Below are 14607 nucleotides of genomic sequence, written 5' to 3' on the forward strand. Positions count from 1 at the left end.
ATGATGCCGGCAACGCCTTCAAGAAGATCGGCAAGAAAAAGAAGCACAAGAAGGGTCCCGATCCGAAGTTCGCGGCCTCGGTGTTCGACTGGGACTACTACTACGACAACGCCCCTGATGTGGTGAAAGCCAAGCTCGACTTGGCCACACACTGGAAGGACAGCGGTTTCAATGAAGGCCGGCGCGGCAGCCTGGAGTTCGACGTCCAGTACTACTGGAAGCGCTACCCCGACGTGCAGGCCAAGTGCGGCAGGACCGACTACGGATGCACCCTGAACCACTGGCTCGACCAGGGCCTGTACCAGGGCCGCCAGGGCAGCGCGGACTTCAGCACCATCGACTACCTGGCTCGCTACGCGGACCTGCAACAGTACTTCGGCAAGGAAGATTTCTCCGACGCCATGGACCATTGGCAAACCGCCGGCGAGGACGAAGGCCGCAACGGTCGACCCGTCTCCAGCGCTACCGGACCGGTTGCCGGCCCGACACGCATCGGCGGCGGCGGCGGCGGCGCGTGGAACGACCACATGGTCTGCGCGGGTCGGCCGCTGACGGGCTTCCGAATCGGCGCGGGCAAACGCGTGGACCGGCTGCAGTTCCGCTACGCCGACCGCGGCTGGGCCCCGCGTCAGGGCAGTGGCGGCAGCTTCCCGGTCGAGGTCAACCTGCCCGATGGCCAGTACTTCGTGCGGGTCGACTACCGCGCCGGCAGCGCTATCGACAGCATCGCCTTCGTCACCAACACCGGCAAGACCTACGGCCCGTACGGCGGCGGCGGCGGCAGTGCCGGAAGCTACAACGTGACGCCGGGCGAGAAGTTGGGCTGCATGGCCGGCCGCTCGGGCAGTTCGACCGACCAACTCACGTTCTATTCGACGGGCCCACATTGATGAACAACCTCAATCTCGCATTGCGCCCGCGCAAGCTTGTTGTCGCCATGGCCGTCGCTTTGGCAATGGTTTGCGCCGCCCACGCCGAAGCGCCGGCCCGGTCGTTCGGCGAAATGCTGGAGCGGGTGGCCCTGGTGCCGGCCGGCGAGCACGACTCCGAGATGCTGGCCAAGGTGTCGGTGGCCGTCGGCCACCTCAAGCGCCTGGACCTGCCCAAGGCGCAGGCGGCACTCAACGAAGCCCTGCAACTGGACCCGCGCAGTTCGCACCTGCACTTTCTCAACGGCTTCGTCTATCACCTGCAGGCCCGCCTGGGGGATTCGCAGAAGTCGGATCTGGCGCTGGAGGGCTACCAGCAGGCCCTGCGCATCGACCCCGGCAACTGGATCGCGCAGGAGTTCCTGGGCCTGGCGCACATGGAACTCAAGCAGTACGACCGCGCCAAGCGGGCATTCTCCGAGGTGCTGCTGCTGACGCCCGACAGCCTGATGTCGATCAACGGCCTGATGGTGGCCTCGTATCTCACGGGCGACGCCAGGACAGCCTGCGCCATGGCCGAGCAGTTTCACAAGCGCTCGGCGCAGCCGTCCGCAGGGTTCCTGCGCTCGAGCATGGCGGTCTATGCGTCCTGCGGCAACTTTGCCGAGGCCGGCCTGATGCGCGCCGCGCTGGTCCAGCTGGGCGGCGACGGCGCCGAGCTCACGCGCATCGATCGGCGGGTGGCACAGTGGAAAGGCTTCTACAGCGAACAGGAGCGGAAGGCGGCCAGCATCGTCGACGTCAGCCTGAGCCGATTGCCTGCGGAGACACCACCCACCGTGCTGGCTCAAGCCTTCACACTGCCAAAACTGCCTGCGGCCGCGCCGGGCCAGACCGGCCAGAAGGCCGCGCCCATGTCGGCCGCCGCGCCCAGCCCTGCTGCCCCGGCGCCTGAACCGCTGCCTGCCACGGCGACATCGGCAACCGCCGCGGCGCCCACAATGGCCGCGGCCCCGGGAATCGAAACCGCCGACAGCGGCCCCCGCATGCTGCTGGTGGATGTGGTGCTGCTGTCCACGCAGGAGCTGATCTCCACCTCCAAGGGCATCAACCTGCTCAGCGCGCTGACGCTTCAACTGGGCTCGGTCGCGGGTAACCTGCCGGCCTACTCGCGGGTCGTCACCTCCAACACGGTGGGTGAGGCTGCCGCTGCGGTCAGCACCGCCATCACGCGGGCGGTCACCATCCCGGCGCTGACGTATTCGCTGAACATCGCCAACGCCAATAACTCGTTCAACGAAGTCCTGGCGCGCCCGACGCTGGCCGCCATCGAAGGCATGCCGTCCGAATTCTTCTCCGGCACCAACCTGAGCGCGGGGCTGGTCTCAACCAGCCAGCAGGGCGGCACCACCATCGTGCCGCTGGACAAGCGCTTCGGCATCAAGCTGTCGGTGACACCCAACTTCCTGCCGCAAGGGCGGGTGCAGCTGAAGGTGGAGGCGCAGCGCACGGCGCTCAATGCCAGCTCCGAAAGTTCCCGGGTGGCCTACCAGATCGAGATCGGCGAGACCACGGCCAACGCCAACGTGGTGATGAACCTGGGTGACACCCTGGTGCTCAGCGGGTTGAGCGAAAAGTCGTCGTCGCGGACCCGCGACGGCGTACCCGGGTTGCAGAACGTACCGGGACTGCAATACCTGTTCTCGAACAAGAGGACCAACGACCTGCAGCGCTCCGTGCTGATCCTCGTCACGCCCAGGGCGCCGGTGCAGGTCGCCGAAGGCAGCCCGGCGGACAACGACCCGATGGGCGTGCGCATGAAGCGCCTGCGCGGCAAGTTCGGCATTCCTGACAAGACCCCGGCCAACATCGAAGCCGTTCTGACCCAGATGGACGGCAACGACTTCTACCGCGAGTTCCGCCAGGGCGACGTCACGCTCGAACGCTGGGACCGCATGCGCACCACCGGCGACCGCTTGAAGGAAGCGCTGGGCTTTCTGTACTACTGAAGTCGGCCCCGGGGTCGCGCGCCCCGCCTCTGAACACAGGTTCGAGGCCGCTCCACCGTAGCCAGGCGCGAGCCGGGGCCCCAACCGATGTTTCGATCGGCCTTGCCTGTGGCGACCCGGGCAGCACCTCGCCCTCGTGCAACTCAGCTCGACGCGAGCATCGCGGCCTCCAGCCCGGCCTAGGGTCCGATCGCTACAAGCAGCAAGCCGCCCGGTGCAGCTCGACTCGCCAGCACCCGTGCCGTGTCTAGGGTTTATGTGCCGCTGCGGGCGGAACGTGGTGAATGGCGCCGCGCGGGCGGACCGCGACGTCCAGCGGTTGCGCGGCAACCCCGGCAGGGGTTCCGCCCGCCAAGTGAACCCGCCCGAGATTTCCGGCATCCAGCACCTTCTTCAGCCGCGGATAAGTAGCGACGAAAAGCGTCGCCGCTGCCAGCATGCCGGCCATTGCCCAGACGCCCTCGCGACGCCCGCTGCCCGCGGCCGCAGCGGCCGTGCCGGGGCAGTAGCCGGACAGCGCCATGCCGGCGCCAAACAGAGCCGCGCCGCCGACCAAGCCGACCGGATTCATGGGCTTGGGCTCGACGGTCGCTAACCCGCGGCGCTTGAGCCAGTGGTGGCCGAGCGCACCGACGGCGACGGCCGCGCCCATCGTCTTGGCGACGCGGCTGTCGTCGCCGGTCAACTGCCCGACGATCGTGCGTGAATCGGCCAGCCCGCCGCGCTGCAACAGCGCGCCGAAGACCAGTCCGGTTGCCAGACCAAGCGCATTGCGCGTGCTTTCGTTCATCTGAGCCATCAGACTTTCTCCACTGGGTACCTGGCGTTGCGTGCACGGCGCGCCAGCAGCGTTCCGACCCCAAACATGAGCGGGGTGAACAGCCAGCTCGACCCTGCACCCTGCGCAGTGCCCGACAACGCATGCCCGCTGGTGCAACCATCGGCCATGCGGGCCCCGAACATCAGCATCGCACCGCCGGCTGCACTGGCCAATGGCGAGCGCTTCAATGCGGCATCGGAATTGCCATCCTCCGGTGCGCCTTCGTCGAGGCCGAACGTGCGTGCCGACGCCATGCCACCGAGGATGGTGCCGAGCACCAGCCATGACTCCCAGTTGAACTTGGGAGGCTCCTTGCGCGCCTTGACATAGGCGTTCACGTGCGTCACGTCCGGGGCCAGCCGGCGTGCGGTCAGCGCGGCCGTGCTCTCGTAGGCGCCGCTGACGCCGATGCCCTTGCGGAATGCCGCGAAAGCACAGATGTTGAGCAGTCCTATCGCCGCGCCGATCAGGTAGGGCGACGGACTTGGATGGTGAGCAGCGCGTTTGTTCATCGGCGTGGGCCCTCGACGTCGGGTGTGGTCACGGAATTCGCGCAAGCGCCGAGCTCGACGCGGCGCTCCAGCTTCTGCCAGGCCTCCATGCCGCCGAGCAGATTGCGCACATCGCGCGCGCCGCGCCGCATCAGCATGCTGGCCGCCAGGCTCGCTCGATGCCCGACGCCGCAGGTGACGACCACGGGCGCCTCGGGATCGAACGGCGGTTGCAGGCGAGCGAGCTCACGCTCCACGTAGCCCACGTACAGATGCGAGACGCCGGGAATATGCCCCTCGGTTTCGAACTCGACGTCGTCGCGCACGTCGATCACCCGCAGGTCGCGCTGCGCGGGGTCGACTTCGATGCGGCCGGCCTCGACAGTGCCAAGCCCCGCCATCGGCAAGCCATGGTCGCGCCAGGCTTCGAAGCTGCCTGCGAGCACCCCTTGGACGTAATCGAGGCCGACCCGCCCGAGCGCCTTGACGGCATCGTCCAGCGCCGTTGCCGCGTCGTCCAGGACGAGATAGATCGGCGTGCCGGCCTCGGCGACCCAGCCTGCGAACACCGACAGCCCGTCGGACCAGATGCTGTAGGAACCGGGCACGTGCCCGCCTGCAAAAGCCTCGGGGCGGCGCAGGTCGAACACCAACCCACGCCGGCACTCTGTCTGGAAGTCCTTGGGTTGCAGCACCCGCACGGCGCTGGCCGAGGTGAGCGGGCCCATCCCGCCTTGGGAATTCACCTGCTCCATGTGGCGGAAATAGGGCGGGCGCGGAATGCGCTCGTCCAGCTTGCCCTTGATGAACTCGTCGCGCGAACGAACGAACACGGGGTTGTAGCTTCGCTCCAGTCCGATCGTCGAATCATCGCGCTCGGCGATGTTGCCGCCGCAGACCGAACCCGCGCCGTGGGCTGGCAGCAGGATCGTCTGGTCACCCAGCGGCAGGAGCTTGGCATGCACCGCGTCGTAGAGCTGGCCTGCGTGCTCGGCGGTCTTCGATGGATCCGTCAGATCGGTCCGCCCGGTCTCGCCGATGAACAGTGTGTCGCCGGTGAACACTGCCCACGCGCGGTCGGGTGCGTCGTCGAGGTAGACGGCGTAGCACATGCTCTCGGGCGTGTGGCCGGGCGTGTGCAGTGCGACGAGCCGGATTCCTTGGGCGAGTTCGAATCCTTCACCGTCGTCGAGCCGGATGTCACCGTGGCCGAACGCCCCGTGCCGCCCGTTGACGACCTTGGCACCGCACTGACGCGCCAGTTCGGCCGAACCCATGACAAAGTCTTCCTGTCGATGGGTCTCGATGGCGTACTTGATCGTCAGCTTGTGCCTGCGCGCCAGCTTGACGTACTCGCCCACGTCCCGGCGCGGATCCACCACCGCACCCTGTCCCTGGTTACCGATCAGGTAGGCCACGTGGGCGATACCGGGGGTCTTGATGCGTTCGAAGATCATGATGCGTTGCCCGCAGTCCAAGACGCCAATCGGGGCAAAGAGCGTGCCCAGCCCGATTTCAAGCACAGCGCGACCAAGTCGGGACGGCCAAGATTACGCGGGCCAAGTGGACGCCGGGATCACGAAGGCTCAGGGGTTGCCATCACTGCGCACGCCGCCGACCTGCGCGGGCATCCTCCTCAGCCCATCCCCCCAAATCTGCAGTCCGTCGCCCTCCGCTAGGGCCGACGCCCGTGCTGGAGATATGGTGTGCTACATCAGCAACACACCCCGGAGCACCCATGACTCCCACCTGGACAGACCAGGCGCCTATTTACCAGCAGCTCGCCGACCGCCTGGCCGTGCAGTTGCTGGACGGCAGCCCCCCGGAAGGCGAGGCATTGCCCTCGGTGCGCGTACTCGCCAGCCAATACGTCATCAACCCGCTGACCGTGACGCGGGCGCTGCAGGCGCTCAGCGACCATGGCCTGATCGAGTCGCGCCGTGGCCTGGGCATGTATGTGATGGCCGGCGCGCGGGAGCGGCTTTTGCGGCATGAGCGCGAGCAGTTCCTGCAGAAGGATTGGCCAGCGCTGCGCGCCAAGCTCAAGCGGTTGGGGCTGACCGCCAAGGACCTGAACTGGGAGTCGACATGAACCTGATCGAAGTCAAGAACGTCTCGCTGCGCTATGGCAAGAAGACCGCGCTGAACGATGTCTCCATCACCGTGCCCAAGGGCCGTGTCGTGGGACTGCTGGGCCACAACGGCGCGGGCAAGACCTCGCTGATGAAGGCCCTGGTCGGCCTGCTGCCGGTACAGGGCCAGATGAGTGTGCTGGGCCTGGAGCCGACCAAGAACCGCCAGCAGTTGCTGACCGAGCTGAGCTACATCCCCGACGTGGCGGTGCTGCCGCGCTGGGCCAAGGTGCATGAGCTGGTCACGCTGATGAGCCAGTTGCAGCCGAAGTTCTCCGCCGAGCGCGCCCGGGCCCTGCTCAAGCGCACCAGCGTCAGCGAGGGCGACAAGGTGAAGAGCTTGTCCAAGGGCATGGTGGCACAGACCCACCTGGCACTGATCGCCGCCATCGACGCCAAGCTGATGATCCTGGACGAGCCGACGCTGGGCCTGGATGTGGTGTCGCGCAAGAGCTTCTACGAGATGCTGATCGACGAGTGGTGCGACGGCGAGCGCAGCGTGCTGATCTCGACCCACCAGGTGGAGGAAGTGGAGGCACTGCTGTCCGACGTGATCATGCTGGACGAGGGCCGCGTGGCGCTGTCGATCAGTCTGGAGGACATCGACCGCCGCTTCGTCGCGTTGAACCACGACCCGGCCGCCGCCGCCGCGATGGCCGCCGCCCACCCGCTGCTGCGCTACCGCGAGCAGGGCCGCACGACGTCACTGTTCGATGGCCCACCGCCCGAGCACATCACCAGCCTGGGCCAGCGCGTGCGCCCCAGCCTTGTCGACCTCTTCATGGCGCTGACCCGCAACCCGGCGCTGAACAACAAGCAAGCCTGAACCAGGAGACGCCATGACAAACCATATCCCCACCCTGCTGCAGCGCGAATGGATGCAGCACAAGCGCGGCTGGCTGATTGCCGCGCTGGCGCCCCCGCTGCTGTTCCTGGCGGCGCTGCCGTTCGGCCAGGTGACGGGCCTGCCGATGGACAGCCCCGAGCTGATGGCCGTCGGCATGGTGATGATGAGCGCCTGCGCCGTCTACGGCATCTCGTTGCTGGTGGCGCTATTCCAGCTGCCGGGCCTGGCGCGGCGCGACACGCAGGACCGCTCCATCGAGTTCTGGCTGTCGCTGCCGGGCCGGCCGAGCGAAAGTGTGATGTCCACGGTGATCGCCCATGCCTGGCTGGCGCCGCTGGGGGGCGCCGTTGTCGGCATGCTGTTCGGCATCCCGATTGCGATGAGCGTGCTGACGAGCCGGGCCGACTTCTCGACGGCGTTGGCGGTGAACTGGGGCGAGGTCATCATGGCGGCCACGCCATTGCTGGTGCGCGGTCTGGCCGGCACCTTGCCGCTGATGCTGTGGCTGGCGCCCGTGATCTTCGTGCTGATGGCCGCCTCGGCCTGGCTCAAGCGCCTGGGCGTGCCGGTGGTGCTGGTCGGCGGCGGTGTCGCGGTGGCCGTGCTCGACAAGGCCTATGACATCGAGTGGCCGCTGCGGGCGCTGCAGGGCTTGGTCGACCAGATCAACCACACGCTGGTGCACGACGGCAAGAGCCTGGTCCAGGCGCTGGAGTCGGGCACCAACCTCGTCACCTGGGTGCTGCAGGACCTGGGCCAGACGCTGGCGCAGCTGGCCACGGCGCAGTTCCTCGGCTGGGCGGCTGTCGCCGCCGCGGCGTTCGCGCTGGTGGTGCTGAAGCGCTCGCGCGGCGGTTGAGCCACCAGGCTCAGGCCGGCTTGTTGGCCAGGCCTTCCGCAGATGGCGGCACGATGCGTGCCGCCATTTCCTTGCGGAAGCGGTTGAGCTCCTGCACGGTGGCAAAGCTGCGGTCCATCAACAGGCTCATGTTGTGCAGGATGCGCTCGACCACCTTGTTCTCCCACACGCTGTCGAACTGGATCTGCTTGTCCAGCCAGTGCTCCAGCCACTGCGGGTCGGGCAGGCGGCTCTGGATGGTGTCGCGCGGAAAGAGCTTGGTATTGACGTGCAGGTTGGTGGGGTGCAGCGCCTGGGCGGTGCGGCGGGCGCTGGCCATCAGCACGCCGACCTTGGCGAAGGCGGCGCGCGCCTCGTCGCCAAACTTGGTCATGGCGCGCTTCATGTAGCGCAGGTAGGCGCCGCCATGGCGGGCCTCGTCGCGCGACAGGGTTTCGTAGATGGCCTTGATGACCGGCTCGGTGTGCCACTCGGCCGCGCGGCGGTACCAGTGGTTGAGGCGGATCTCGCCGCAGAAATGCAGCATCAGCGTTTCCAGCGCCGGGGCGGGGTCGAAGTCGAAGCGCACCTCGTGCAGCTCGGCTTCGGTGGGCACGAGCTCGGGGCGGAAGCGCCTGAGGTATTCCATCAGCACCAGGCTGTGCTTCTGTTCCTCGAAGAACCACACCGACATGAAGGCCGAGAAGTCGCTGTCTTCGCGGTTGTCGCGCAGGAACATCTCGGTGGCCGGCAGTGCCGCCCACTCGGTGATGGCGTTCATCTTGATCGTCTGGGCCTGTTCGTCACTCAGCTGGCTGGCGTCGAACTTGTCCCACGGAATGTCGCGATCCATGTTCCATCGCACGGCTTCCAGTTGCTTGAACAGTTCGGGGTAAAGCATGGCGGGTCCTCGTTAGAGACCTGATTCTAAAAGTTCGCGCCAGCGCGCAATCTCAGGCGTGATCGCGGCCAGGCCATCAACACAGCGCACGCCGTCGGGCACACCTGGCAAACGAAGTGCCCGGTTGCTGCCGCCGGCCCAGATCTCCACGTTGGCCGGTAGCAGCTCGCGCAGCAGGCCCAGTCCGTCGAAGACGGCCCGCGCAGGAAGTTGCCCGCTGAAACTGAGCGCCACCACGTCGGCGCGATGCACCGTAGCGGCCGCGGGCAGTTGGACAATCGGCGTCTGCACGCCCAGCGACAGGCAGACGGCGCCCTCCAGGCTGAGCAGCGCCTCGGCCATCAGCAGGCCCAGCGCATGGCCTTCACCCGGCAGCGTGGTAAGCAGCACACGCGGGCCGGCGCCCTGCAGGTTCACCGGCAAGGCGTGAATGGACTGCCGCAGCACGAGTTGGAGGGACTCGCTGTAGATGTGCTCTTCAAAGACCTGCAGTTCGCCGCTCATCCACAGCTCACCGATGCGCGTCGTCAGCGGCGCGAACACCTGGCCGATGCTGCCGGCCAGGCCGCGGCGCAGCACGGCCTGGGACAGCGTGCGGCGCAGGCCGTCGACATCATGGCTCTGCAGCAGCGCGGTGCAGACCGCCACCTCCGGCGCCTCGGCCCCGGTGGCCGTCTCACTCGCCGCAACGGGGGGCTGCAAGAGCGCCGACAGTTCCGGCAGCGGGGCCGCGACGATGCGGCCGGGCCGGTGCCCGGCGTCCAGCAGCCGCTTGACGAGCCGCAGCTTGAGCACTTGCTCGGGCGGGTAGAGCCGCTCGCCCGCCGCGTCGCGCGAGGGCGCCGGGAATCCGTAGCGGCGCTCCCAGACGCGCAGCGTCTCCTTGCTGATGCCGGTGTCCCGCTCCACCGCAGTAATGCCTACGCCCGCCACAGCGCCCGCATCCGCAGCGGTCGCACTCGCGTAAACCGTGGGCTCAGCCACGGTGCAGTCCGTCCGTCATTCGTGTTGAAAACGACCGCTCATGCATAAATTGTCCTGGACAAACGTAGTACAAACATAGTTTCTTGACCTAATATAGCGCTGCAACTCCAAATTGCCCAGGACAAACCTTTAACAATCGCTTCGATCTGTCGCCCATGGCTCAAGCCTGCGCTGCAACTGTTTGCAAAGCGGCGCGCGCCAATCGAAGCAGTGCCGGACATGAACGATGACGACAACAATCGTCGCCCGAACTGGGTACACCGACTTGGAACTTCATGTTCCGGCTCAACGATCAAGCTACACCCCTAGTGAAAGCCCGCGTCCTGCTCGACGCGGGTCGACACCGTTCAATCAAGAATTTAGGTCGCACAACCTCTCTGAGACCAGAGCAGCAATCTCGGAGCCGTTCTCCTCCTCCTCCCTCCCTCCCTCGTTGGCTCCGGGGCGTTCTGCGGCCACTTTTACAGCCAGGGCTCGTGTCGATGACACGGGCCCTTCCTTTTTCGGCGCCGGCGCAATGCATGCCGAGCCCCTGCTGGGTCTGCTGCGGGACCGCGGGCATCCGAATCGACCGGGCGATCGCACGGACACGCGCATTGCAGTGGTCGGCAGCGGCATCGCCGGGCTGTCGGCCGCCTGGGCGCTGAGCGACCGCGCCCACGTCACCCTGTTCGAGGCCGGCACCCGCGCTGGCGGCCACACGCATACGGTTGACGTCACGCTCGACGGTGTCACTCATGGCGTCGACACGGGCTTTCTCGTCTTCAACGAGCGCACCTACCCGCTGCTGATCCAGCTGTTCGCCCAGCTCGGCGTCGCCGTTGCCAAGAGCGACATGAGCTTCTCGGCCCAGGTGCCCGCCGATGGCGTCGAGTGGAGCGGCAGCAGCCTGTCCAGCGTCTTCGCGCAGCGCCGCAACCTGCTGCGGCCGGCCTTCTGGGGCATGCTGTCCGACCTGCTGCGCTTCAACCGCCTGTGCACGGCCCTGGCCGCGCGAGGCGAGGAAGCGGCGCTGTCTGAGCCCATCGGCGACTTCCTGGCCCGCCACCGCTTCGGCCGCGGCTTCAGGGACTGGTACCTGCTGCCCATGGTCGCCTGCATCTGGTCCTGCCCGACGGCGCAGATGCTGCAGTTCCCCATCCGCACGCTGATCCGCTTCTGCCACAACCATGGCCTGCTGCAGGTCAACGACAGGCCGCAGTGGTGGACGGTGACGGGCGGTGCGCGGCACTACGTCGAGGCGATGCTGCCAGCCATTCACGATGTGCGCCTGGGTACGCCGGTACAGGCCGTGTGCCGGCTGCCCGACGGCGGTGTGGCCCTGGGCACGAGCCAAGGCGTTGAGCGCTTCGATGCCGTCGTCCTCGCCGGCCACAGCGACCAGAGCCTGGCCTTGCTGGCCAACGCCAGCGCCGCCGAGCGCGAGCTGCTGGGCGCCATACGCTACCAGCCCAATGTCGCCGTGCTGCACACCGACGCGGCCTTGCTGCCGCGGCGCCGCAAGGCCTGGGCGGCCTGGAACTACGAGAGCGGGCGTGATCACAGCAGGGCCGGCGCGTCGGTCTGCCTGCACTATTTGTTGAACCAGCTGCAGCCTTTGCCGTGGCAGCAGCCCGTGGTCGTGTCACTGAACCCGCTGCGCCAGCCCGACCCGGCGCGCGTCGTCGGCCGCTACGACTACGCCCACCCTGTGTTTGACGACGCCGCAGTGCGCGCCCAGGCCCGCCTGCACGAGATCCAGGGCAACGGCGGCGTCTGGTTTGCCGGCGCATGGACGCGTTATGGCTTCCACGAGGACGGCCTGCTGTCGGGCCTCACGGCCGCCCAGCAGGTCATTTCACGGGTGCTGTCATGACCCCCTCCGCGGCTCAACTCGGTATGGGCCAGGTCTACCACCGCCGGCTGCGCCCGCGCGCGCATGCGTTCGCCTATCCGAGCTATTTCCTGTGGCTGCCGATGCGCTCGCTGCGCCGTGAGGCCGTGGCGGCGCTGAACCGCAACGGCTTCGGTTGGCTGAGCTTTCATGACGCCGACCACGGCGACGGCGGCAGCGACGCACTGGCGTGGCTGGACACCCTGCTCGCCTCGGAAGGCATCGACGATGCCGACGGCGAGGTCTGGCTACAGACCTATCCGCGCGTGCTCGGCCATGCCTTCAAGCCCGTCAGCTTCTGGTTCTGCGAGCGCGCGGACAGCTCGCTGGCGGCCGTCGTCGTCGAGGTCAACAACACCTTCGGCGAGCGCCACTGCTATCTGCTGTGCGGGGCCGACCTGTCCTGGGGCAGCGAGCAGACGGCCGCCAAGGTCTTCCACGTGTCGCCCTTCTGCCGGGTCGAGGGACGCTACCGGTTCCGCTTCCTGCATGGCAACCGCCACGTCATCAGCTGCGTCGACCACGACGACGACACCGGCCCGCTGCTGCTGACCAGCCTCAGCGGCCGGCTGCAGCCACTGACCTCGCGCAGCGCCCGCGCCGCTTTCTTCGCCATGCCTGCGCTGACGCTGATGATCGTCGCCCGCATCCACTGGCAGGCCCTGAAGCTGGCCGTCAAGCGCCTGCCGTTCTTCTCCAAACCCCAGCCGCCAGAGCGCTTTGTGACGCGCTGACTGCCATGACGACAACGACCTCAGCACCCCTCCTCGCCAGCACCCTGCCCCGCCCCGCCCGCCGCGTGCTCGCACTGCTCGGTCATCTGCAGCATGGCAGCCTCGATCTGCAGACCCCCGAGGGCGAGCTGCTGCACTTCGGCGGCGGCCGCGAGCCGCGCGCGGCCATCCGCATCGTCGACTGGCAGACCTGCGCCGCGGCCATGGCCTCGGGCGATGTCGGCTTTGCCGAAAGCTTTGTCGATGGCCACTGGACCAGCCCCGACCTGCGCGCGTTGCTGGAGCTGCTGATCCGCAACCGCACGGCCCTGGAGTCGCTGGTGTACGGCGGCTTCTGGGGCGGCCTGCTGCATCGGCTGCGCCATCTGATGCGGCGCAACACGCGACAGGGCAGCCGCAAGAACATCCACGCCCACTACGACCTGGGCAACGAGTTCTACAAGCTGTGGCTGGACCCGACCATGAATTACTCCAGCGCCTGGTTCGCCGGTGCACCGCAGGGCTCGTTGGACGGGGCGCAGCAGGCCAAGATGCGGCGCGCGCTGGCCGAGGCCGGCGTGGCTCCGGGCAGCCGCGTGCTGGAGATCGGCTGCGGCTGGGGCGCCATCGCCGAAGTCGCGGCGCGCGACTTCGATGCGCGACTGACCGGGGTGACCCTGTCCACAGAGCAGCTCGCCTGGGCGCAGGAGCGCCTTGGCAAGGCCGGCCTGAGCGCCGACCTGCGCCTGCAGGACTACCGCGACATCGCCGACGAGCCCTTCGACGCCATCGTCTCCATCGAGATGTTCGAGGCCGTCGGGCGCGAGTACTGGGATGGCTACTTCCGCACCGTCGCCGCCAAGCTCAAGCCCGGCGGCCGCGCCTGCATCCAGAGCATCACCATCCGAGACGATCTGTTCGACCGCTACGTGCGCTCGACAGATTTCATCCAGCAGTACATCTTCCCCGGCGGCCTGCTGCCCAGCCCCAGCCAGTTCCGCACGCATGCGCAGTCGGCCGGGCTGCGCGTCGTCAACGAGCTGGCCTTCGGCCCCGACTATGCCGAGACGCTGCGCCGCTGGCGCGAGGCCTTCCTGCATCACGAGGGCCCCGTGCGAAAGCTCGGCTTCGACGGCCGCTTCATGCGGCTGTGGGAGTTCTACCTCGCCTATTGCGAGGCGGCATTCGCGGCGGGCAACACCGACGTCATGCAGTTCACGCTGGTACGGGACTGACCATGCAGCGCCGTGCCGCTCTCGTCACGCTGGCGCTGGCTCCCCTGGCCCATGGCGCTCCCGAACTTAACGGGTTATCGCAGCGCGGCCGCGCGCGGTTCCGCTTCTTCGGCCTGCATGTCTATGACATCCGGCTGTGGTCGGCAGCGCCCGTCACGGCCGCAAACTGGCAGGCGCAGCCGCTGACGCTGGAGCTGGAATACGCGCGCAGCCTGGAGGGCGCGGAGATCGCCAAGCGCTCGCTCCAGGAGATGCGCCGCCAGGCCGCCATCACCGCCCCCCAGGCCGAGGTCTGGCTGGCCGAGATGCAGGCAGCCTTCCCCGATGTGAAGGCGGGTGACCGCATCAGCGGCAGCTTCGAGCCCGGCGCTGCGGCGCAGTTCTTCGTCAACGGCCAGCCGCGTCGCCGCGTCGCCGACGCCGCGTTCGCGCGGCTGTTCTTCGGCATCTGGCTCAGTCCGCAGACTTCGGAACCGGGCCTGCGCGAGCAGCTGTTCGGCTCGAATGACCGCTGAGCGGACCGCTGATCTCGCCGCCCGCGACGGGCTGCGCTATGGCGCGCTGGGCTTGGCGCTGGCCTTCGTCGCGCTGCCGCTGTATGTGCACCTGCCGGCGCACTATGCGACGCGCTTCGGCGTGCCGCTGGCCAGCCTGGGCGCGCTGCTGCTGGCGGCACGCGCACTCGATGCCTTCGTCGACCCGTGGATAGGCCGGCTGTGCGACCGCGCCCTGGGCCGCCCCGGCCTGGCCTGGCAACTGCCGCTCGCCGCCTTGCTGCTGGCGGCAGGCTTTGCCGGCCTCTTCTTCCCGCTGCCGCGCGCGCCCGCCGCGCTGCTGGCCTGGGCGGGCGCGGGCCTGGTGCTGACCTACCTGGCCTACAGCTTCCTGGCCGTGC

The 14607-nt window shown here is 67.8% G+C and carries 15 protein-coding genes; 10 read left to right on the plus strand and 5 right to left on the minus strand.

Annotated features, from left to right (window positions below; genetic code table 11):
* Together ACT6S0_RS21915 and ACT6S0_RS21920 are read left to right on the plus strand one after the other, a co-directional pair.
* Positions 1-890 (plus strand): jacalin-like lectin (locus tag ACT6S0_RS21915; RefSeq protein WP_444765888.1); only part of this gene is annotated, 890 nt, incomplete at its 5' end.
* Positions 890-2878: a secretion protein gene (locus ACT6S0_RS21920; protein WP_444765889.1), complete on the plus strand. Its 1989-nt coding sequence runs from the start codon at positions 890-892 to the stop codon at positions 2876-2878. The genes ACT6S0_RS21915 and ACT6S0_RS21920, both read left to right, overlap by 1 nt.
* Before the next feature lie 247 nt (positions 2879-3125).
* Here ACT6S0_RS21920 and ACT6S0_RS21925 read toward each other — a convergent pair whose 3' ends face one another.
* From ACT6S0_RS21925 to ACT6S0_RS21935, 3 genes are read right to left on the minus strand one after another with little or no spacing between them, the layout of a single operon-like run.
* On the minus strand, positions 3126-3677 hold the full coding sequence (locus tag ACT6S0_RS21925; protein WP_444765890.1) for a DUF6691 family protein: 552 nt from the start codon (positions 3675-3677) through the stop codon (positions 3126-3128).
* The gene (locus ACT6S0_RS21930; protein ID WP_444765891.1) at positions 3677-4210 is read right to left on the minus strand and encodes a YeeE/YedE thiosulfate transporter family protein; all 534 of its coding nucleotides are present in this window, start codon (positions 4208-4210) and stop codon (positions 3677-3679) included. Before ACT6S0_RS21930 ends, ACT6S0_RS21925 begins: the two co-directional genes overlap by 1 nt.
* On the minus strand, positions 4207-5646 hold the full coding sequence (locus ACT6S0_RS21935; protein WP_444765892.1) for an MBL fold metallo-hydrolase: 1440 nt from the start codon (positions 5644-5646) through the stop codon (positions 4207-4209). The genes ACT6S0_RS21930 and ACT6S0_RS21935 overlap by 4 nt, the downstream gene beginning before the upstream one ends.
* Before the next feature lie 281 nt (positions 5647-5927).
* Here ACT6S0_RS21935 and ACT6S0_RS21940 point away from each other — a divergent pair, with 281 nt between their 5' ends.
* Genes ACT6S0_RS21940 through ACT6S0_RS21950 form a run of 3 tightly spaced genes read left to right on the plus strand, consistent with a single transcriptional unit; the run spans position 5928 to position 8027 of the window.
* Positions 5928-6281, plus strand: coding sequence for a GntR family transcriptional regulator (locus tag ACT6S0_RS21940; RefSeq protein WP_444765893.1), 354 nt, complete (start codon positions 5928-5930; stop codon positions 6279-6281).
* A complete protein-coding gene (locus tag ACT6S0_RS21945; protein WP_444765894.1) occupies positions 6278-7147 on the plus strand; it encodes an ABC transporter ATP-binding protein in 870 nt (289 codons plus the stop codon). Before ACT6S0_RS21940 ends, ACT6S0_RS21945 begins: the two co-directional genes overlap by 4 nt.
* Positions 7148-7160: 13 nt before the next feature.
* Positions 7161-8027: a hypothetical protein gene (locus tag ACT6S0_RS21950; protein WP_444765895.1), complete on the plus strand. Its 867-nt coding sequence runs from the start codon at positions 7161-7163 to the stop codon at positions 8025-8027.
* 10 nt (positions 8028-8037) lie between these two features.
* Here ACT6S0_RS21950 and ACT6S0_RS21955 read toward each other — a convergent pair whose 3' ends face one another.
* Together ACT6S0_RS21955 and ACT6S0_RS21960 are read right to left on the minus strand one after the other, a co-directional pair.
* Positions 8038-8907 (minus strand): ferritin-like domain-containing protein, encoded by an 870-nt coding sequence (locus ACT6S0_RS21955; RefSeq protein ID WP_444765896.1) that lies wholly within the window; start codon positions 8905-8907, stop codon positions 8038-8040.
* Positions 8908-8919: 12 nt separating this feature from the next.
* Positions 8920-9891: a MerR family transcriptional regulator gene (locus ACT6S0_RS21960; protein ID WP_444765897.1), complete on the minus strand. Its 972-nt coding sequence runs from the start codon at positions 9889-9891 to the stop codon at positions 8920-8922.
* Positions 9892-10408: 517 nt separating this feature from the next.
* Here ACT6S0_RS21960 and ACT6S0_RS21965 point away from each other — a divergent pair.
* From ACT6S0_RS21965 to ACT6S0_RS21985, 5 genes are all read left to right on the plus strand, one after another.
* Positions 10409-11746 (plus strand): NAD(P)/FAD-dependent oxidoreductase, encoded by a 1338-nt coding sequence (locus ACT6S0_RS21965; protein ID WP_444765898.1) that lies wholly within the window; start codon positions 10409-10411, stop codon positions 11744-11746.
* Entirely contained in the window at positions 11743-12498 is a 756-nt protein-coding gene (locus ACT6S0_RS21970) for a DUF1365 domain-containing protein (protein ID WP_444765899.1), read from the plus strand. Before ACT6S0_RS21965 ends, ACT6S0_RS21970 begins: the two co-directional genes overlap by 4 nt.
* A 5-nt stretch (positions 12499-12503) precedes the next feature.
* Complete coding sequence (locus tag ACT6S0_RS21975; RefSeq protein ID WP_444765900.1) at positions 12504-13712, plus strand: class I SAM-dependent methyltransferase; 1209 nt, start codon at positions 12504-12506, stop codon at positions 13710-13712.
* Positions 13713-13714: 2 nt separating this feature from the next.
* Positions 13715-14227, plus strand: coding sequence for a chalcone isomerase family protein (locus ACT6S0_RS21980; RefSeq protein WP_444765901.1), 513 nt, complete (start codon positions 13715-13717; stop codon positions 14225-14227).
* Positions 14217-14607 (plus strand): MFS transporter (locus ACT6S0_RS21985; protein ID WP_444765902.1); only part of this gene is annotated, 391 nt, incomplete at its 3' end. The genes ACT6S0_RS21980 and ACT6S0_RS21985, both read left to right, overlap by 11 nt.

This window comes from Roseateles sp. (assembly GCF_052436255.1).
GTDB lineage: Bacteria > Pseudomonadota > Gammaproteobacteria > Burkholderiales > Burkholderiaceae_C > Pelomonas.